This is a genomic window from Brevundimonas sp. (assembly GCF_036677305.1).
Taxonomy (GTDB): Bacteria; Pseudomonadota; Alphaproteobacteria; order Caulobacterales; family Caulobacteraceae; genus Brevundimonas.
Window position 1 is genome coordinate 1 of record NZ_JAKFEB010000260.1, and the last position, 18423, is coordinate 18423.

The 18423-nt window shown below is 69.3% G+C and carries 19 protein-coding genes; 9 read left to right on the plus strand and 10 right to left on the minus strand.

The window, feature by feature from the left end:
* Positions 1-1100 (minus strand): aspartate--tRNA ligase (gene aspS / locus V6M42_RS14805; RefSeq protein WP_332679201.1); only part of this gene is annotated, 1100 nt, incomplete at its 3' end.
* 468 nt (positions 1101-1568) lie between these two features.
* On the opposite strand from aspS, the gene V6M42_RS14810 reads away from it, so the two are divergent.
* Entirely contained in the window at positions 1569-2252 is a 684-nt protein-coding gene (locus tag V6M42_RS14810; protein ID WP_332679202.1) for a DnaA ATPase domain-containing protein, read from the plus strand.
* Between the two features lie 33 nt (positions 2253-2285).
* Here the strand turns inward: V6M42_RS14810 and V6M42_RS14815 are convergent, their stop codons facing one another.
* The 6 genes from V6M42_RS14815 to V6M42_RS14840 form a co-directional block, all read right to left on the minus strand.
* Positions 2286-2666 carry an endonuclease domain-containing protein gene (locus tag V6M42_RS14815; protein ID WP_332679203.1) on the minus strand — a complete coding sequence of 127 codons (381 nt, stop codon included), beginning with the start codon at positions 2664-2666 and terminating at the stop codon, positions 2286-2288.
* 114 nt (positions 2667-2780) lie between these two features.
* Positions 2781-4283, minus strand: a complete 1503-nt coding sequence (gene gatB / locus V6M42_RS14820) for an Asp-tRNA(Asn)/Glu-tRNA(Gln) amidotransferase subunit GatB (RefSeq protein WP_332679204.1) — start codon at positions 4281-4283, stop codon at positions 2781-2783.
* Positions 4280-4747: an endonuclease domain-containing protein gene (locus V6M42_RS14825; RefSeq protein WP_332658916.1), complete on the minus strand. Its 468-nt coding sequence runs from the start codon at positions 4745-4747 to the stop codon at positions 4280-4282. Before V6M42_RS14825 ends, gatB begins: the two co-directional genes overlap by 4 nt.
* 79 nt (positions 4748-4826) lie before the next feature.
* The gene (gene gatA / locus V6M42_RS14830; protein ID WP_332679205.1) at positions 4827-6305 is read right to left on the minus strand and encodes an Asp-tRNA(Asn)/Glu-tRNA(Gln) amidotransferase subunit GatA; all 1479 of its coding nucleotides are present in this window, start codon (positions 6303-6305) and stop codon (positions 4827-4829) included.
* A gap of 3 nt (positions 6306-6308) precedes the next feature.
* Positions 6309-6596 carry an Asp-tRNA(Asn)/Glu-tRNA(Gln) amidotransferase subunit GatC gene (gene gatC, locus V6M42_RS14835; protein WP_332660484.1) on the minus strand — a complete coding sequence of 96 codons (288 nt, stop codon included), beginning with the start codon at positions 6594-6596 and terminating at the stop codon, positions 6309-6311.
* 78 nt (positions 6597-6674) lie between these two features.
* Entirely contained in the window at positions 6675-7208 is a 534-nt protein-coding gene (locus V6M42_RS14840; RefSeq protein WP_332679206.1) for a hypothetical protein, read from the minus strand.
* 72 nt (positions 7209-7280) lie between these two features.
* Here V6M42_RS14840 and ruvX point away from each other — a divergent pair, with 72 nt between their 5' ends.
* The 7 genes from ruvX (at position 7281) to topA (ending at position 15521) form a co-directional block, all read left to right on the plus strand.
* Positions 7281-7757, plus strand: a complete 477-nt coding sequence (gene ruvX, locus V6M42_RS14845) for a Holliday junction resolvase RuvX (RefSeq protein WP_332679213.1) — start codon at positions 7281-7283, stop codon at positions 7755-7757.
* Positions 7754-8674 (plus strand): AEC family transporter, encoded by a 921-nt coding sequence (locus V6M42_RS14850; protein ID WP_332660482.1) that lies wholly within the window; start codon positions 7754-7756, stop codon positions 8672-8674. Before ruvX ends, V6M42_RS14850 begins: the two co-directional genes overlap by 4 nt.
* Before the next feature lie 50 nt (positions 8675-8724).
* Positions 8725-9708 (plus strand): aspartate carbamoyltransferase catalytic subunit, encoded by a 984-nt coding sequence (locus V6M42_RS14855; RefSeq protein WP_332660481.1) that lies wholly within the window; start codon positions 8725-8727, stop codon positions 9706-9708.
* Complete coding sequence (pyrC, locus tag V6M42_RS14860) at positions 9705-10991, plus strand: dihydroorotase (RefSeq protein WP_332679207.1); 1287 nt, start codon at positions 9705-9707, stop codon at positions 10989-10991. Before V6M42_RS14855 ends, pyrC begins: the two co-directional genes overlap by 4 nt.
* A gap of 15 nt (positions 10992-11006) precedes the next feature.
* Positions 11007-11660 (plus strand): glycerol-3-phosphate 1-O-acyltransferase PlsY, encoded by a 654-nt coding sequence (gene plsY / locus V6M42_RS14865; RefSeq protein ID WP_332660479.1) that lies wholly within the window; start codon positions 11007-11009, stop codon positions 11658-11660.
* Complete coding sequence (gene dprA / locus V6M42_RS14870) at positions 11657-12751, plus strand: DNA-processing protein DprA (RefSeq protein WP_332679208.1); 1095 nt, start codon at positions 11657-11659, stop codon at positions 12749-12751. Before plsY ends, dprA begins: the two co-directional genes overlap by 4 nt.
* Positions 12752-12899: 148 nt before the next feature.
* Positions 12900-15521, plus strand: coding sequence for a type I DNA topoisomerase (topA, locus tag V6M42_RS14875; RefSeq protein ID WP_332679209.1), 2622 nt, complete (start codon positions 12900-12902; stop codon positions 15519-15521).
* 159 nt (positions 15522-15680) lie between these two features.
* On the opposite strand, the gene V6M42_RS14880 is transcribed toward topA, so the two are convergent.
* From V6M42_RS14880 to V6M42_RS14890, 3 genes are all read right to left on the minus strand, one after another.
* A complete protein-coding gene (locus V6M42_RS14880; RefSeq protein WP_332660475.1) occupies positions 15681-16100 on the minus strand; it encodes a molecular chaperone DnaJ in 420 nt (139 codons plus the stop codon).
* 4 nt (positions 16101-16104) lie between these two features.
* Positions 16105-16944, minus strand: a complete 840-nt coding sequence (locus V6M42_RS14885; RefSeq protein WP_332679210.1) for a division plane positioning ATPase MipZ — start codon at positions 16942-16944, stop codon at positions 16105-16107.
* Positions 16945-17056: 112 nt separating this feature from the next.
* Positions 17057-17692 carry an SPOR domain-containing protein gene (locus V6M42_RS14890; RefSeq protein WP_332679211.1) on the minus strand — a complete coding sequence of 212 codons (636 nt, stop codon included), beginning with the start codon at positions 17690-17692 and terminating at the stop codon, positions 17057-17059.
* 99 nt (positions 17693-17791) lie between these two features.
* On the opposite strand from V6M42_RS14890, the gene panC reads away from it, so the two are divergent.
* A partial coding sequence (gene panC / locus V6M42_RS14895) for a pantoate--beta-alanine ligase (RefSeq protein WP_332679212.1) occupies positions 17792-18423 on the plus strand: 632 nt, incomplete at its 3' end.

Below are 18423 nucleotides of genomic sequence, written 5' to 3' on the forward strand. Positions count from 1 at the left end.
TCGCCCTGCGCCCAGGAGTTCATGCGGTCGCAGAAGGCGCGGCTGCCGCCGGTCGGGGCCGGGATCGCCCAGACGGCGTTCTTCTCGTCCGCGCCGAGGATCTTGTTGAACAGGCCGAAACCGCCGTCGCGGAAGTGATCCGAGACGTCCTGCATCCTGATCGGGTTGCGGGTGTCCGGCTTGTCGGTGCCGTACCACTTCATCGACTGTTCGTAGGTCAGGCGCTCGAAGCCCTTGTGCTCGAGGGTCTGGCCGAAGTCGTTGGTGAAGGTCTGCTGGCCGTCGATCGGCGAGACCGGCTTGCCGTCCGCGAACTCCTCGAACACGCCGTGCATGACGGGTTCGATGGCGGCGAAGACGTCCTCCTGGGTGACGAAGCTCATCTCGACGTCGAGCTGGTAGAATTCCAGCGACCGGTCGGCGCGCAGGTCCTCGTCGCGGAAGCAGGGCGCGATCTGGAAATAGCGGTCGAAGCCCGAGACCATCAGCAGCTGTTTGAACTGCTGCGGCGCCTGCGGCAGGGCGTAGAATTTGCCCGGGTGCAGGCGCGACGGGACCAGGAAGTCGCGGGCGCCTTCGGGCGACGAGGCCGTCAGGATGGGCGTCTGGTACTCGAGGAAGCCCTGACCGACCATGCGCTGGCGGATCGAGGAGATCACGCGCGAGCGCAGGACGATGTTCCTGTGCAGGGTCTCGCGGCGCAGGTCGAGATAGCGGTGCTTGAGGCGGATTTCCTCGGGGTATTCGGGCTCGCCGAAGACCGGCAGCGGCAGTTCGGCGGCTTCCGAAAGAACCTCGACGCCGGTGACGCGCAGCTCGATCTCGCCGGTGGGCAGGTTGGCGTTCACGACGGAGGCCTCGCGGGCCACGACCTCGCCGTCGACGCGGATGACGCTCTCGGCGCGCAGGCGCTCGACGGCCTCGAAGCCCGGCGTCTCCGGGTGCAGCACCAGCTGGGTCAGGCCGTAGTGGTCGCGCAGGTCGATGAACAGCAGGCCGCCGTGGTCGCGCTTGCGGTGAACCCAGCCGGACAGGCGGACATTGGAGCCCGCATCGGTCAAACGGAGGGCGCCGCAGGTGTGGGAGCGGTAGGCGTGCATGGTCGGTACGTCTTGGATTGAGGGCCGCGAGGGCCGCAATTCGGGAGGCCGGAAGGGCGCATCATCGCCCCGGAAAGTCAAGGTTTGCGGCCTCCCGGAGCACGTCTGCGGCGTCCCGCCCGCAAAAAATGTCAAAACCGCCACTCTCGAGACATTGGCCCCTCCTCCTTCCTGTCCGTCAGCATCGAAGCATGGCGGTACGTCAGGATCGGTCGGATGCGCCGGCGAGCCCGCGGGGCGGGGGCATTCAGGCCTGCCCGGATCGTCCCCCGAGCTTCCGGATCGTCCTGAAGCGCCGCGGGTCGCGGGTCCGGCGCGAGGTGATCAGGGGGCGAGAGTCTCCAATTCCGGTCCCCGAAAGGGCGGACGGGACGGCGCGGGAGTCTCCATGCGGGCGTCCACAGGCGCGCAGCCTTGTCCACGGGCCAGGAAGGACCCTGCGCCGTCGTCTGCTATAGCTGTCCCGTTATGACCGCCCGCCCCGCCCCTCCCGGCCAGATGCGACTGCCGCTGCAACGCGACCTGCCCGACGGGGCGGAGGGGTTCGTCGTGTCCGACAGCAATCGCGCGGCGGTGGAGGCGCTGGAGGACTGGCCCAACCGGATCGGCGGGGCGATGGCGATCTGCGGGCCCGCGGGGTGCGGAAAGAGCCGGCTGGCGCAGATCTGGGCCGAGCGGGTCGGCGCCGTGGCCCTGCACGGGGCCGAGGCGGCGCTGATCGATCCGCTTGAGATCGAGGGCCGGCCCGTGCTGCTGGACCGCGCCAAGGACGTGGACGACGAGACCCTGTTCCACCTGATCAACCTGGCCCAGGCGCCGGGCGGCGCCCTGTTGATGGTGGCGCGGTCGGCGCCGTCCAGCTGGGAGGTCGCCCTGCCCGATCTGCGTTCGCGGCTGGATGCGGTCATCAGCGTGCCGATGGAGGCGCCCGACGACGCCGTGCTGGCGGCCATGCTGGACGCGCGCTTCGCCGAACGGGGCATCCGTCCGCAGAAGGACGTGGTGCCCTATCTTCTGCGCCGCATCGACCGGTCGGCGGCGGCGGCCGAGGCCGTGGTCGCAACGCTGGACGCCTTGCACAAGCCCGTGACGCGGGCGCTGGCTCGGGAGGCGCTGGAGGGGACGGACGAGAGCGGGGAGTTGTTCGAGTAGTTCTGCCCCTTCTCCCCTCCGGGGGAGAAGGTGTCAGGCGGAGCCTGACGGATGAGGGGGATGTCGGCTGACGCTCATTGCGTGAAGTCGTATCGCACCCAACAGGTCGTTCTGGTTGCGCAAGAATGCTTCGTTGCCCGACCGGAGGACGGTGAAGCCCACTTCAGCCAACTTCCGATCGCGCAGAGCATCTTCGACCTCTCGAATGCGATGCACTCCGCCGTCAAGTTCGACTACGAGCTTGAGTTGGGGACACAGGAAGTCCGTGACTGAACCTGCCACCGGCGCCTGGCGACGAAACTTCAGGCCTTCAAATCGTCGGTCCCGAAGCATTTCCCACAAACGGACCTCTGCGCCGGTCATTGACGACCGAAGACGGCGCGCTCGACGCGTTCTGTCCCGGGACTGGTGCATGCCGCTCACATCCCCCTCATCCGACCCGCCTAGCGGGCCACCTTCTCCCCCGGAGGGGAGAAGGATCAAGGGTTTGCGACTTGCGGCTGCAGAACGCTCGCAATTCGCGCTCTGTTAAAGCCCCAGCCTGGCCTTCAGGATGTCGTTGACCGCGGCCGGGTTGGCCTTGCCGCCGGTGGCCTTCATGACCTGGCCGACGAACCAGCCGATGGCCTGGGGCTTTTCGGCGACGGCGGCGGCCTTGTCGGGGTTGGCGGCGATGATCTCGTCGACAGCCTTTTCGATCGCGCCCGTGTCGGTGACCTGTTTCAGGCCGTGTTTCTCGACGACTTCGGCCGGCGAACCCTCGCCGTTCCAGACGTGGTCGAAGACCTCCTTGGCGATCTTCGACGAGATGACGTTGGTCTCGATCAGTTCGACCAGCTGGGCCACGTGGGCGGCCGGCAGGGTGTTCTCGCTGAAGTCCCTGCCGTCGGCGGCCAGACGGGCGGAGACCTCGTTGGTCACCCAGTTGGACACCAGTTTGGCGTCGCGGCCCTTGGCGGCGGCTTCGAAGAAATCGGCCTTGGCCTGTTCCGAGATCAGGACCACGGCGTCGTATTGCGACAGGCCGTAGTCGGCCATCAGCCGGCGGCGCTTCTCGTCCGGCAGTTCCGGCAGGCTGGCCTTGATGTCGTCGATCCAGGCCTGCTCCAGCTCGAGCGGCAGCAGGTCGGGGTCGGGGAAGTAGCGATAGTCCATCGCCTCTTCCTTGGACCGCATCGAGCGGGTCTCGCCGGCCGTCGGATCGTACAGGCGCGTTTCCTGGTCGATCTTGCCGCCGTCCTCGAGGATCTCGATCTGGCGCCGGGCCTCGTAGTTGATGGCCTGGCTGATGAAGCGGAACGAGTTGACGTTCTTGATCTCGCAGCGCGTGCCCAGATGGCTGAAGTCGCCCGTCGCCTTGTACTTCGCATACTGGCCCTCGCGGCAGACCGACACGTTGACGTCGGCGCGCAGGTTGCCCTTCTCCATGTCGCCGTCGCAGGTGCCCAGATAGATCAGAATGGTTCTGATCTTCTTGACGTAAGCTACGGCTTCTTCAGGAGAACGAATGTCAGGACGCGACACGATCTCCATCAGGGCGGTGCCGGCGCGGTTCAGGTCGACATAGCTCTCGGTCGGCGACAGGTCGTGGATCAGCTTGCCCGCGTCCTGCTCCAGATGCAGGCGCTCGATGCCGACGTTGAAGAAGGAGCCGTCCTCGGCCTCCACCTCGACGACGCCCTCGCCGACGATGGGGAAGTAGAGCTGGCTGATCTGATAGCCGGTGGGCAGGTCGGGGTAGAAATAGTTCTTCCGGTCGAACTGGCTCTTGCGGTTGATCTGCGCATTGAGGCCGAGGCCGGTGCGGACCGCCTGTTCGACGCAGTGTTTGTTCAGGGTCGGCAGCATGCCGGGGAAGCCGGCGTCGACCAGCGACACCTGCTCGTTCGGCCCCGCGCCGAAGCCGACGGCCGCGCCCGAGAACAGCTTGGCGTTCGACGCCACCTGGGCGTGGATCTCCAGCCCCATGACGATTTCCCACGGGCCGGTGCGGCCCTGTATCAATTTCGAGTTCGTAGCGGTGTCGGTCATGGTCGGTATCTAGGATGCCGCGCCTTCGGGGTGAAGCGCTTTTGAGTCCCCTCTCCCATCGGGAGAGGGAGGGGCCCGTCGACGCCGTCGACGGGAGGGAGTGGGGTTCCGGCGCCGGCCAGCCTGGCCTGGTCGCGGATGGCGGCGAGGACGGTCGGAAGCGAGCCGGTCACCTGCTCGTTCGGGAACCGGAGGACGAACCAGCCAAGTCGTTCGATCTCCTGCTGGCGATGGTAGTCGTTCAGTTGCCGGTCGTCGTCCTCGTGGACCCCGCCGTCGAGTTCAATGACAAGCTTCAGGGCTACGCAGGCGAAGTCCGCAAAGTAGCGATCGATCGGGTGCTGGCGGCGGAACCTGAGGCCGTCCAGGCGGGAGGCGCGCAGGGCCTGCCAGAGGAGATTCTCTGCGTAGGTCTGATGCTTGCGAAGATCGCGTGAGCGTCTGGTTCGAGTCTCAGGCGTCATGCGGCGTAACCCCACACCCTCCCACGCGCTGCGCGCGCGGGCCCCTCCCTCTCCCTCAGGGAGAGGGTTCAGATTGATGTCACCACCACTTCTCCGGCCTGGCGACAAACCCCGCCGCGTCTTCCAGCGCGCTGGCGACCTGGAACACCGTCGCCTCATCCAGCGCCTTGCCGATGACCTGAAGGCCCAGCGGCAGGCCGCCCTTGTCGACGCCCGCGGGCACCGAGATGCCCGGCAGGCCGGCGAGGTTGGCGGTGACGGTGAAGATGTCGTTCAGATACATCTGCAGCGGGTCGATCTGCTTGTCGCCGAGGGCGAAGGCGGCCGAGGGCGTAGACGGCGTCAGGATCGCGTCGACCCTGTCCCAGACGGCGTCGAAATCCATGGCGATGCGGCGGCGGACCTTGAGGGCGCGGACGTAATAGGCGTCATAGAAGCCGGCCGACAGGACATAGGCGCCGATGGTCAGGCGGCGCTGGACCTCCTTGCCGAAGCCCTCGGCGCGGCTGGTCTCATAGAGGTCGGTCAGGGACGTCGTCCCCTCTGCGCGGTGGCCGAAGCGCATGCCGTCGTAACGGGCCAGGTTGGACGAGGCCTCGGCCGGGGCGATGATGTAATAGGCCGGCAGGGCGTATTTGGTGTGCGGCAGGCTGATCTCGACGATCTCGGCGCCGCCGGCTTTCAGCCATTCGACGCCCTGGTCCCACAGCTTCTGGATCTCGGCGGGCATGCCGTCGACGACGTATTCCTTCGGCACGCCGATGCGCAGGCCCTTGACGCCCTTGTTCAGGGATTTCGTCCAGTCGGGCGTCTCGACGTCGAGGCTGGTCGAGTCCTTCGGATCGAACGAGCACATGGAGCGCAGCAGGATGGCGGCGTCCTCGACCGTCTTCGTGATCGGGCCGGCCTGGTCCAGCGAACTGGCGAAGGCGACCATGCCGAACCGGCTGGCGCGGCCGTAGGTGGGCTTGATCCCCACCGTGCCGGTGAAGGCGGCGGGCTGGCGGATCGAACCGCCGGTGTCCGAGGCGGTGGCGGCCAGGCACAGGTCGCCGGCGACGGCCGAGGCCGAGCCGCCCGAGCTGCCGCCCGGGGTCAGGTCGGCGTTGGACGTGCTGGACTTCCACGGATTGACCACGGGACCGAAGGCCGAGGTCTCGTTGGACGAGCCCATGGCGAACTCGTCCATGTTGAGCTTGCCCAGCATGACCGCGCCGTCGCGCCACAGGTTGGCGGTGACGGTGGACTCATAGGGCGGGACGAAGCCGCGCAGCATGTTGGAGCCGGCCGTGGTCTGGACGCCGTCGGTGCAGAACAGGTCCTTGATCCCGAGCGGCGCGCCTTCCAGCGCCCCGCCCTCGCCTTTCGCGATGCGGGCGTCGGAGGCGCGGGCCATCTCCAGCGCCTTGTCCGTGGTCTGGACGACATAGGCGTTCAGGCGGGGGTTGGCGGCGTCGATGTTGGCGACGAAGGCTTTCGTGATCTCTTCGGACGAGAAGTCGCGGGCCTTGAGGCCGTCCAGCGCGGCCTTGAGGGTCAGTCTGGTCAGGTCGGTCATGATCTACTCGACCACCTTGGGCACGACGAAGAAGCCGTCGGCGGACCGCGGCGCATTGGACAGGACGGCGTCGACCTTCGCGCCGTCGGTGACGACGTCGTCGCGCAGGCGCAGGGGCTGGGCGACGTTGGAGGTCATGGGCTCGACGCCCGTGACGTCGACCTCGTTCAGCTGCTCGATCCAGGCGAGGATGCCGTTCAGCTCCTGGGCCAGGGGCTCCAGACGCTCCTCGGGGGTCTTGATGCGGGCGAGGTGCGCCACCCGGCGCACGGTCGCGGCGTCGATGGCCATGCGGCCCTCCAATTGCGAAACCTGAGCCGGCGGGATTAGCCGCCCGGCCCCGATTTCACAAGGATTCTGACGCCGTGGTCAGGCGGCGGGGGTGATGGAGACCGAATCCGGGGCCGTCGCCTCGGGCCCGCCGGGCGCATAGGTGACGATGTACCGCTGGTTCGGCCCGCGCACGATGTTCCCTTCGGGTCCCACGACGTCCGAGGTGGTGTCGAAGATCAGGCCCCGCGCGCCCTCCTCGACCAGCTCCCAGGACGCGAAGTCGCCGAGCATGAACATGGTCCAGCCCTCGGCGGGGCTGACATAGAAGGCCAGATAGAGCTGGTTGCCGTTGGCCGCCGGATCGCCGCCCGTGAGGTTGAGAAGCTTGGCGCTGTAGCCGTGGTCGTGCAGCGGCTGGACCGCGGTGACGGACGCCGCGCCCTGAAGGCCGGCGTTGTTCGAGGGCGCGATGACGCGGGCGGGGCCCGAGGGTCTGGCGCTGACGGGCGTTTCAGCCGGCGCGGCGGTCGCGGCCTGTTCGGCCGCCGGAACGGCCTCCTTACGGGTCTCGACCTGGGTGTCGCAGGCGGCGAGCGCGAGCACGGCGGCAAGGAAGGTGACTGGCTTCATCGGATGTTCCCCCAACAGCGATACCCCACCTTGCACTTTGACAGGGCGGCTCGCCAGTCCTACCGCCAGACCGTGACCGTTCTCTCGCTCGAAGACCTCGCCGCCTCGACCCCGCCGGGCACGCCCTGGCTGGGGCTGGACCTCGGCGAGAAGACCATCGGCGTGGCCGCTTCGGACGCGACGCGGATGATCGCCAGCCCGCTGTCGCTGATCCGCAAGACGAAATTCACCGACGACGCCCATGCGGTGCTGAAGCTGATGGATGGACGCAGGGCCTCCGCCCTCGTGATCGGCCTGCCGCTGAACATGGACGGGACAGAGGGGCCGCGGGCGCAGTCGTGCCGGGCCTTCGCGCGCAATCTGCAGCGCATCCGCGCCGTCCCCTGCGCCTTCCAGGACGAGCGGCTGTCGACCAGCGCGGTCGAGCGGTTCCTGATCGGCGAGCTGGACCTGACCCGCAAGCGCCGCGCCGACGTGGTCGACCGCACCGCCGCCGCCTGGATCCTGCAGGGCGCGCTGGACCGGTTGAGGGATCAGGCCGGGCGATGAGCGGCCTGCTCACCGGCGTCGTTCCCGTCTTCGCCATGATCGCCCTCGGCTGGGGGCTGAAGAAGCGCGACTTCCTCACTGACGACGGCTGGAGAGCGGTCGAGCGGCTGACCTATTTCGTCTTCTATCCGGCCTTCCTGATCCCGGCGGTCTGGCGCGCGGACTTCGCCGGCGGCGCCGCGGGGCCGGTGGCGCTGGCCACGGTGGCCGTGGCCCTGGCCGTCGCCCTGCTGACGGTTCTGGCCAAGCCGCTGATGCGGATCAGCGATCCGGCCTTCACCAGCGTGTTCCAGGGCGTGATCCGCTGGAACGGCTTCGTCTTCCTGCCGGTGGCGGGGGCGGTCTTCGGCGAGCCGGGACTGGGCGTGGCGGCGGTGGCCTTCGGGGTGCTGGCGCCGGCCCTGAACGTGGTCTGCGTGCTGGTGCTGGCGCGCTGGGGCGCGGGCCAGGGCGGCGGCTGGCGGCTGGCCCTGTCGTCGCTGGCGAGAAACCCGATCATCTGGGCCTGCGGGACCGGGGCGGCGCTCAACCTGGCGGGTGTTCCCAAGCCGGCCCTGCTGATGGCCGGCTTCGATCTGATGGGACCGGGGGCGATCGCCCTGGGCCTGATGACCGCCGGCGCCGGCCTGAGTTTCCGCTACGCCGCGTCCCGCCCCGTGCTGATGGCGACGGTGACCGCGATCAAGCTGATCGTCCTGCCGCTGGGCATGTACTGGCTGACCGGCGCGCTGGGCGGCGACCGGATGGCGCAGGGGCTGGCGCTGCTGGCCGGCGCCTCGCCGGGCGCGGCCGCATCCTATGTCATGGCGCGGCAGATGGGCGGCGACGCGCCCCTGATGGCCGGGGTGGTCGCCCTGACGACCGTGGTCAGCGCCTTCACCATTCCGATCCTTCTGGCCGTGTTCGGCTATATCTGAGCACGCGGCGTCTTCCGTTCCGCCGCGCCCGGCCCTATAGGCGGGCCTCGATGAGCCAGCCTGCCGCACTCACCGATCTGATTCTCGAGCGGCTGGCGCCGTTCCCGCGCAGCCATTTCCTGTCCGCGGGCGATCTGAACGCCGCCACGACGCCGCCGCTGCTGGATCTGGCCGACGCCTTCGTCGACTTCAACCGACAATCCTCCAAGTCGCTGGACCTGATGCGCGGGCGCACGGTCATGAACCTGTTCTTCGAGAACTCGACCCGCACCAGCGCCTCTTTCGAGATCGCCGCCAAGCGGCTGGGCGCCGATGTGACGGCCCTGAGCCCCCGCACCTCCTCGGTGGCCAAGGGCGAGACCCTGATCGACACGGCGGCGACGCTGAACGCCATGAAGCCGGACGTGCTGGTGGTTCGTCACGGCGCCTCGGGCGCGGCGGCCCTGCTGGCCCAGAAGGTGGGCTGTGCGGTGGTCAACGCCGGCGACGGACGGCATGAGCATCCGACCCAGGCCCTGCTGGACCTGCTGAGCCTGCGCCGCGCGTTCGGGGACGTGGGCGGGCTGACGGTCGCCATCTGCGGCGACATCGCCCACAGCCGGGTGGCGCGGTCGAATGTCTCGATGCTGTCGATGATGGGGGCGCGGGTGCGGCTGATCGGACCGCCGACGCTGGTGCCCGGCGACGCCGACCGCTGGGGCTGCGAGGTGTTCCACGACATGCGCGAGGGCCTGAAGGGCTGCGATGTCGTGATGATGCTGCGCCTGCAGCTGGAGCGGATGGAGGGGGCGCTGGTGCCCTCGACCCGCGAGTATTTCCGCTTCTGGGGTCTGGACCGCGAGAAGCTGTCCTGGGCCAATCCTGGAGCGAAGGTCATGCATCCCGGGCCGATGAACCGGGGCGTCGAGATCGACTCCGACGTGGCCGACGACCTGACCGTCTCCCTGATCCAGGATCAGGTCGAGATGGGAGTCGCCGCGCGCATGGCGGTGCTGGCGGCCCTGTCGGCGCGACTGGACGGAGACGCGGCATGAGCGCGATCGCCATCCTGAACGCCCGGCTGCTGGATCCGGCCAGCGACTACGACGGTCACGGCTCGGTGCTGGTCGAGGACGGCCGCATCACCGAAGTGATCCATGGCGGCGGCGCGGTCGCGCCGGAGGGCGTGACGGTCATCGACGCGGGCGGCCTGTGCCTGTCGCCGGGCCTGATCGACATCCGGGTCAAGACGGGCGAGCCGGGCGCGGAACCGAAGGAGACGCTGAAGTCGGCCAGCCTGTCGGCGGCGGCGGGCGGCGTCACCACCATCGTCATCCAGCCTGACACCGATCCGGCGCTGGACGATCCGGCGATGATCGAATTCATCCAGCGGCGCGGCGCGGCCCTGAACCTCGTCAACGTCCGCGCGGCCGGGGCGGCGACCAAGGCGCGCGACGGCGTCCGCATGGCCGAGATCGGCCTGATGGACGAGGCCCGCGCGCTTTATTTCACCGACGTCGACAAGGTCATCGCCAACACCCGGACGCTGCAGCGGGTGATGAGCTACGCCGCCGCCTTCAACGCCCTGATCTCCTGCCGCCCGGCCGAACCCTGGCTGAGCGAGGGCGCGGTGGCGACCTCGGGCGAACTGGCGACGCGGCTGGGACTGGCCTCGGCGCCGGCCATCGCCGAACGCATCCAGCTGGAGCGCGACCTGGCCCTGGTGGAACAGACCGGCGCGCGCTTCCTCGTCGACCAGATCTCGACCGAGGGCGCGCTGGAGACGCTGGCGCGGGCCCGGGCGAAGGGGCTGGAGGTCGCCGCCTCGGTGTCGATCAACCACCTGTGCTTCAACGAGATCGACATCGGCGACTACCGGACCTTCTACCGGCTGGAGCCGCCGCTGCGGCCCGAGAGCGACCGGCAGGCCCTGATCGAGGCCGTACGCGACGGCCTGATCGACGCCATCACCAGCGCCCATGCCCCTGCTCCGGCCGAGGACAAGCGCCGCCCATTCGCAGAGGCGACCCCGGGGGCCGTCGGACTGGAGACGCTGCTGGCGGCGGCCCTGTCGCTGCATCACGAGGACGGACTGGACCTGCTGGACATCCTGCGGCCGCTGACCCACGGCCCGGCGACGCTGCTCGGACTGGACGCGGGCGTGCTGGCTGCGGGCGCGCCGGCGGACCTGACCCTGTTCGATCCGGGCGCTCCGGTCGTCGTTGACGCCGACGCCCTGAAATCGAAATCGAAGAACTCTCCTTTCGACGGACGCCGTCTGCAAGGCCGGGTGTTGCTTACCGTCGTCGGCGGACGCATCGTCCACGACGCACGCTAAGAGGGAGCGAATCACTTGCAGGATCTGGTCGGACCCGCTCTGGGGACGCTCGCCCTCGTGGCGGTCGGCGGATACCTGCTGGGCTCCATTCCGTTCGGGGTGATCCTGACGCGCCTCGTCACCGGCGAGGACGTGCGCAGCATCGGCTCGGGCAATATCGGCGCGACCAACGTCCTGAGGACCGGCCGCAAGGACCTGGCCTTCGCCACCCTGATCCTGGACGCCGGCAAGGGCGCGGCGGCGTTGCTGCTGGCCAAATACATGCTGGGCGGCGTCAGCCACTCGGCCGAGGTCGCAGGCGCCATCGCCGGCGGCGCGGCCTTCATGGGCCACCTGTTCCCCGTCTGGCTCGGGTTCAAGGGCGGCAAGGGCGTCGCCACCTTCTTCGGCCTGCTGCTGGCCGCCTGCTGGCCGCTGGGCCTGCTGGCCGGAGCGACCTGGCTGCTGGTCGCGGCCCTGTTCCGGATGTCGTCGCTGGCGGCCCTGATCGCCGCGGTCGCCGCGCCGGTTTATGCGATCCTGCCTCTGGCGGCCCTGGGCCTGCCCGCGCCGACGCCCGTTGCGGCCCTTTCGGTGTTCACGGCGGCCCTGATCTGGATCCGCCACCACGAGAACATCGCCCGCCTGCTGAAGGGGACGGAACCCCGCATCGGCGCCAAAAAGGGGTGAGCCCCTCGCCGCCCCTGTCGGAGGCGGAGCGATTCGCGCGGCTGAGGCTGGCGCGCACGGACCGGGTCGGACCCGTCGCCTTCCGCCAGCTTCTGGACCGCTACGGGACGGCCGAAAGGGCGTTGGAAGCCCTGCCGGTACTGGTGCGGCGCGCGGGCGGCCGGGGCGAGGGTCCGCCGCCGGTCGGTCAGATCGAACAGGAGGTCGCCGCGGGCGACCGGATCGGGGCCCGGCTGATCGTACTGGGCGACCCCCTTTATCCCGCGCCTCTGGCGGCGACGGATCCTCCCCCTCCCGTGCTGTGGATCCTGGGCGAGGCCGAACTGATGAGCCGCCCCTGTATCGCCGTGGTCGGCGCCCGGATCGCCTCCGCGGGCGGCCAGCGCATCGCACGGGGGCTGGCGCAGCAGCTGGGCGAGGCCGGCCATGTCGTGGTTTCCGGCCTGGCGCGCGGGATCGACGGTGCGGCGCACGCCGGCGCCCTTCCGACCGGAACCGTGGCCGTGCTGGGCGGGGGCGTGGACGACGTCTATCCGCCGGACAACGCCGACCTCTATCGCCAGATCGCGGAACGGGGGTGCATCGTTTCCGAGAGCCCTGTCGGCGCGCGCGCCCAGGCGAAGGACTTCCCCCGCCGCAACCGCATCATCTCGGGCCTGTCGCGCGGCGTGATCGTGGTCGAGGCCGAGTTGCGATCGGGGTCGCTGATCACGGCGCGGCTGGCGGCCGAACAGGGGCGCGACGTTTTCGCCGTGCCGGGATCGCCGCTCGATCCCCGCTCGAAGGGACCCAATGAACTGCTGCGGCAGGGAGCGATTCTCTGCGAGGGACTGGAGGATGTGGAGCGCGCCTTCTCCACCCTGCGCACCCTGCGCGAACCGGGGCCCGACAATCCGTTCCACGGCGCGCCGGACGAGGTGGAGGCGGCGCTGATCGAACGGGTCGCCGCCCTGCTGTCGCCCACGCCGACGCCGCGCGACGAACTGGCCCGGGCGACCGGCGCGCCGGCGGGCGCGGTGGCCGCGGCCCTGCTGGAGCTCAGCCTGGCGGGACGGGCGACGCTTCTGCCCGGCGGGCTGGCGTCCAGCTAGGCCCCAGGCCGGAAGAACAACTTCAGCGTGCTTCACAAGCGCGTCCGCCACACTTATCGCTTGCGGTTCGGATACGCCGATTGACAGCAGCGCCCGCGCCAACCACGTTCCGCCCCCTTTCCGCGCCCTTCCAAGGCCCCCTCCCCGCATGAACCTCGTCGTCGTCGAGAGCCCCGCAAAGGCCAAGACCATCAATAAATACCTGGGCCCGGACTTCACCGTCCTGGCGTCCTACGGGCACGTCCGCGACCTGCCGTCCAAGGACGGCTCCGTCCTGCCCGACGACGACTTCGCCATGTCGTGGGAGATCGATCCCAAGGCCTCCAAGCGGCTGAGCGAGATCGCCGAGGTCGCCAAAAAGTCCGACCGCGTCATCCTGGCCACCGACCCCGACCGCGAGGGCGAGGCCATCAGCTGGCACGTGCTGGAAATCCTGACCAGGAAGAAGGTGCTGAAGGACACGCACGTCGAGCGGGTCACCTTCAACGCCATTACAAAGAGCGCCGTGCTGGAGGCGATGGCCAATCCGCGCCAGATCGACATGGAGCTGGTCGAGGCCTATCTGGCCCGCCGCGCGCTGGACTATCTGGTGGGCTTCACCCTGTCGCCGGTGCTGTGGCGCAAGCTGCCGGGCGCGCGTTCGGCCGGACGGGTGCAGTCGGTCGCCCTGCGCATCGTCGTCGATCGCGAGATGGAGATCGAGAAGTTCAAGGCGCAGGAATACTGGTCCGTCGAGGCCGACCTGAACGCCGACAGCCCGCCCTTCACCACGCGTCTGGTCAAACACGCCGGCAAGCGGGTGCAGCGGCTGGACATCACCTCGGAAGCCATGGCGACGGCGGCGCGCGACGCCATCAACGCCGGGACCTTCACCATCGCCTCGGTGGAGAAGAAGCCGGTCAAGCGCGCCCCGGCCCCGCCGTTCATGACCTCGACCCTGCAGCAGGAGGCCTCGCGCAAGCTGGGCTTCACGGCGCAGCGCACCATGCAGGCGGCGCAGAAGCTGTATGAGGGCGTCGACGACCAGGGCGGCCTGATCACCTATATGCGGACCGACGGCCTGTCGGTGAGCCCGGAGGGCATCGCCCAGGCGCGCGAGGTCATCGGCGACCGGTTCGGTCCGGCCTACGTCCCGGAACAGCCTCGCTATTACAAGACGAAAGCCAAGAACGCCCAGGAGGCGCACGAGGCGATCCGTCCGACCAACATGACGCGGGCGCCCGAGACCCTGCGTCTCGATGGCGACCTGCAGAAGCTGTACGAACTGATCTGGAAGCGGACCATCGCCAGCCAGATGGAGTCGGCGCGTCTGGACCGCACCACGGTCGAGATCGAGGAGCCGACGGGGCAGACGGGCCTGCGCGCCACCGGCCAGGTCGTGGCCTTCGACGGCTTCATGGCCGTGTATGAAGAGGGCCGCGACGACAAGCCGAAGGACGGCGGCGACGACGAGGACGAAACGACCCGCCTGCCCGCGCTGAAGGAAGGCGCGATCGCCAGGGTCGAGGCCATCCGCACCGAACAGCATTTCACCGAGCCGCCCCCGCGCTATTCGGAAGCGACCCTGGTCAAGAAGCTGGAAGAGCTGGGCATCGGCCGTCCGTCGACCTACGCCTCGATCCTGACGACGCTGCGCGACCGCGAATACGTCCGCACCGACAAGAACCGCTTCTATCCCGAGGACAAGGGACGGCTGGTCACGGCCTTCCTCGAGCAGTTCTTCACCAAATGGGTCGAATACGACTTCACCGCCGCCCTCGAGACGCGACTGGACGAGGTGTCGGCCGGGAATCTGAACTGGAAGGTGCTGCTGCGCGAGTTCTGGTCCGACTTCCATGTCGCGACCCAGGCCGCGGGCGAGCTGCGCACCACGGCCATTCTGGATGCGCTGAACGAGTCGCTGGGGCCGCACATCTTCCCGCAGAAGGAAGACGGGTCCGATCCGCGCGAATGCCCGCTGTGCAAGCAGGGCCAGCTGAGCCTGAAGACCAGCCGGTTCGGCGCCTTCATCGGCTGCTCGCGCTATCCCGAGTGCAAATTCACCCGGCCGGTGGCCACGCCTGACGCCTCTGACGGCGGCGCGGACGGGGGCGACCGCGAACTGGGCGTCGATCCGGTCACGGGCCAGCCGGTGTCGCTGAAGATCGGCCGGTTCGGGCCCTATGTGGAAACCACGCCGCCGGGCGAGGAGAAGCCCAAACGCTCGTCCCTGCCCAAGGGCTGGTCGCCGGCCTCGCTGAGCCTGGAGCAGGCGCTGCGCCTGCTGGCCCTGCCGCGCGAGGTCGGGATGCACCCGGAGGACGGCAAGCCGATCACGGCGGGCCTGGGCCGCTACGGACCCTTCGTCCTGCACGCCGGGACCTACGCCAATGTCGCGGACATCGACGAGGTGTTCGAGGTCGGACTGAACCGCGCGGTCGTGCTGCTGGCCGAGAAGCGGGCGGGCAAGTTCGCGGGACGCGGCGCGGCGACTGCGCCGCTGAAGGACCTGGGCGCCCACCCGGAGACGGGCGAGCCGATCCACGTCATGGCGGGCCGGTTCGGCCCCTATGTGAAGTCGGGCAAGATCAACGCCACCCTGCCCAAGGGCGCGGCGCCGGAAGACCTGACGCTGGAACAGGCCCTGCCCCTGCTGGCGGCGCGGGCCCTGGCAGCCCCGTCCAAGGGCAAGAAGGCTCCGGGGAAAAAGGCGGCGGCGAAGAAGCCCGCGGCCAAGAAACCGGCGGCGAAGAAGGCTGCGACGAAGAAGGCCGCCAAGCCGGCGGCCTGACCGTTCGTTCTCCCTCCCCTTTATGGGGAGGGACGGCGGAGCGAAGCGGAGCCCGGGTGGGGAACCTTGAAGCCCCAACGGTCCGGGCGCGTCACTACAATTCCCCACCCGGATCGCTGCGCGATCGTCCCTCCCCATGAAGGGGAGGGAGAGGCGCCCTCACCGCTTCAGCAAATGATCCCGCGCGGCGTTCAGGCGGGACGCGAGGCCCTGCGTGCCGCCCTGATCGGGATGGGCGCGGCCCATGAGGCGTTTCCAGGCGGTGTTGATGTCCTGAACCGTGGCGTCGGCGGAGACGCCGAGGATGGCGCGCGCCTCCGTGTCGCTCATGGCCTCGCTTCGCGGCGGCACGGTCCTCTGTCGCGAGGCGATGGTCAGCCACAGGCTGGCGCCGATCAGGCCGCCGGCCGGGATCCACGCGCCGCGTGACGCAAGCAGGACTCCGCCGGCCAGCATCACGGCGCTGAACAGGGTGGCGGCGATGCGCCACTGGCCCCGCCCCCGGCCTTCGGTCTGGCGACCGAGCCGGACCAGGGCCCAGACGGCGATGCCGGCCAGAACCAGCCAGATCAGGTTCAAGACCTCATGCCGCCGCGTCGAGCGGGGCGTCGAGCGCGCCGCTGTCGAGGCCGAGCGCGTGCATCAGGCTGCGCATCTCCTGACGGGCGGCGACGTGGGCCAGGGACACGGCGACGGGGCGGATGTCGTTGGACAGGTCGGCGACGGTCAGGCCGAACGGGAACAGCTCGCGATAGATGACGCGGTCGCGCAGGCCCGGGCCCATGCGGAAGCCGACGCGGCGGGCCAGCTTCTCCATCCGCTCTTCCAGCCGCTGGCGGTTGCGGGCGGCGGCGACGGCGAGGCGGTTGGTGACCACGATCCAGTCGATCTGGGCGTGGCGGCCCTGGGCGACGGCGCGCTGTTTCCGGGCCTCCCAGACGCTTTCGGAATAGATGGAGGGCTTGAGCAGATCGAGGGTCACCGGATCCACCGAGCCCAGCAGGTCGAAGTCGACGAAGCTGTCGTTCATCGGGGTGACGATCTGGTCGGCGAGGCCGTGGGCCGTGCGCGACAGCAGGGTGTCGCCGCCGGGGGTGTCGATCAGGATGACCTCGGCGGCGGCTTTCGCCTCGGCGAAGGCGGCTTCAAACCGGGCCAGTTGTTCGGCCTCGTCGGCGCGGGCCAGGGCCTTGCCGTCGCCCATGTCGGGCTCGATCGGCATGGGCAGGGTCTGGTTATTGCCGGCCATCCAGGCGGCGCGGTTGGCGAAGAATTTGGCCATCGACCGCTGGCGCAGGTCCAGGTCGATGATGGCGACCCGCTTTCCGGCGTGCAGCAGGGCGGTGACGATGTGGATGGCGAGCGTGGACTTGCCCGCCCCGCCCTTTTCGTTGCCGACGACGATGACCGTGGGGTCAGCCATGGAGACTCATACCTGTGCAGGGCCGCCGACTCAGACGCGCGGCCAGAACAGGCAGAATCGCGACCGGCGAGGCCGGCGTCAACGCAAGGAGATCGAAGGTCTGTGGATGCCGTCAGACGGCGCGACGGCACCAGGGATCGTCGATCCCGGCGGCGGCGCAGACGGCGGCGGCGCCGGCGGCGGGCGCGCGAACTTTCAGCCGGGTCAGGCTGCGGCCGCCGACCTCGACGGCCTCATAGACCGGCGACAGGCCGTCGAGGGCCCAGGCCGCCTGGCCGCTCTTGAGGCGGGTCCAGGCTTCGCGGGCCGAAGCCTCGCTGGAGTAGGCGCCCAGTTGCACCAGACCGCCCGCAGCGGCGGGAGACGCGGCGGCGCGGGTCTGCATCGCGGGACGCAGTCCGACGCGCGAGGCGGCGCTGTCGATGCGGGTCGAGACCTGCTGGACCACGGCGTCGGCGACGGCGGGTGCGGCGGCGGCCACGAGACGCGGCGCATTGCGCTCGACCACGCCGTTCATGTCGGCGTCGCGGGCGTCCCACAGCGCATGGGGGTCGAGAACCTCGACACGGATGGCGGGACGCAGGCCGGCGTCGGCCGCGCTGTGATGGACGGCGGGAGTCGCCTGGGCGGCCGGACCGCCGTCGAGGGGGATGGCGGCGACGGATTCAGCCAGCGTCTCGAAACGATGCGGATCGCTCTCGACCATGCCGCAGGCGGTCAGGCCCGAGGCGGCGAGAAGGACAAGCACTGGACGGATCAGGAGGCTCGGCGTCATAAGCCAACCCTCGCACGGCAGCGTTTGCCGCTGGGTTCACAAGCAGGCTTAAGGCGAAGGGTTAATCCGTTCATGACTGAGCCCACATCCCTTCCGGTCGTCCGCACCGTCGCCGCGTTGCGTGAACAGGTGAGCGCGTGGAAACGTCAGGGGTTCACCGTCGGCTTCGTTCCGACCATGGGAGCGTTGCACGAAGGTCACTTGACCCTGGTGCGCGAGGCGGGCCGCCGGGCGGATCGCGTGGTCGCCAGCGTCTTCGTCAATCCGACCCAGTTCGCCGCGCACGAGGACCTGGGCACCTATCCGCGACGGGAGGCGCAGGACGCCGGAATGCTGGCGGGCGCGGGCTGCCATCTGCTGTTCGCGCCGACGGTCGAGGAAATGTACCCGGACGGGTTCGTCACCGCCGTCAGCGTCGGAGGACCTTCGGCCGGGCTGGAGACCGACTTCCGGCCGCACTTCTTCGGCGGTGTGGCGGTGGTCGTGGCCAAGCTGCTCAATCAGGTCCAGGCCGACGTCGCCGTGTTCGGCGAGAAGGACTATCAACAGTTGATGGTCGTCAGGCGCATGGCGCGCGACCTCGACATCCCCACAGAGATCGTCGGATCGCCGACCGAGCGCGACGGCCACGGCCTGGCCCTGTCGTCGCGCAACGCCTACCTCGGCGAGGCCGAACTGGAGACCGCCAGACGGCTGAACGGCGT

Excerpts from the sequence above, each read along its gene's own strand:
- pyrC (WP_332679207.1), top strand. The coding sequence starts at position 9,705 with ATGAGCGCGATCGCCATCCTGAACGCCCGGCTGCTGGATCCGGCCAGC.
- V6M42_RS14840 (WP_332679206.1), bottom strand. The coding sequence starts at position 7,208 with ATGAAGCCAGTCACCTTCCTTGCCGCCGTGCTCGCGCTCGCCGCCTGC.
- V6M42_RS14815 (WP_332679203.1), bottom strand. The coding sequence starts at position 2,666 with ATGCACCAGTCCCGGGACAGAACGCGTCGAGCGCGCCGTCTTCGGTCG.
- topA (WP_332679209.1), top strand. The coding sequence starts at position 12,900 with ATGAACCTCGTCGTCGTCGAGAGCCCCGCAAAGGCCAAGACCATCAAT.
- gatB (WP_332679204.1), bottom strand. The coding sequence starts at position 4,283 with ATGACCGACACCGCTACGAACTCGAAATTGATACAGGGCCGCACCGGC.
- V6M42_RS14855 (WP_332660481.1), top strand. The coding sequence starts at position 8,725 with ATGAGCCAGCCTGCCGCACTCACCGATCTGATTCTCGAGCGGCTGGCG.
- V6M42_RS14825 (WP_332658916.1), bottom strand. The coding sequence starts at position 4,747 with ATGACGCCTGAGACTCGAACCAGACGCTCACGCGATCTTCGCAAGCAT.
- gatC (WP_332660484.1), bottom strand. The coding sequence starts at position 6,596 with ATGGCCATCGACGCCGCGACCGTGCGCCGGGTGGCGCACCTCGCCCGC.
- V6M42_RS14850 (WP_332660482.1), top strand. The coding sequence starts at position 7,754 with ATGAGCGGCCTGCTCACCGGCGTCGTTCCCGTCTTCGCCATGATCGCC.
- gatA (WP_332679205.1), bottom strand. The coding sequence starts at position 6,305 with ATGACCGACCTGACCAGACTGACCCTCAAGGCCGCGCTGGACGGCCTC.
- V6M42_RS14885 (WP_332679210.1), bottom strand. The coding sequence starts at position 16,944 with ATGGCTGACCCCACGGTCATCGTCGTCGGCAACGAAAAGGGCGGGGCG.
- V6M42_RS14810 (WP_332679202.1), top strand. The coding sequence starts at position 1,569 with ATGACCGCCCGCCCCGCCCCTCCCGGCCAGATGCGACTGCCGCTGCAA.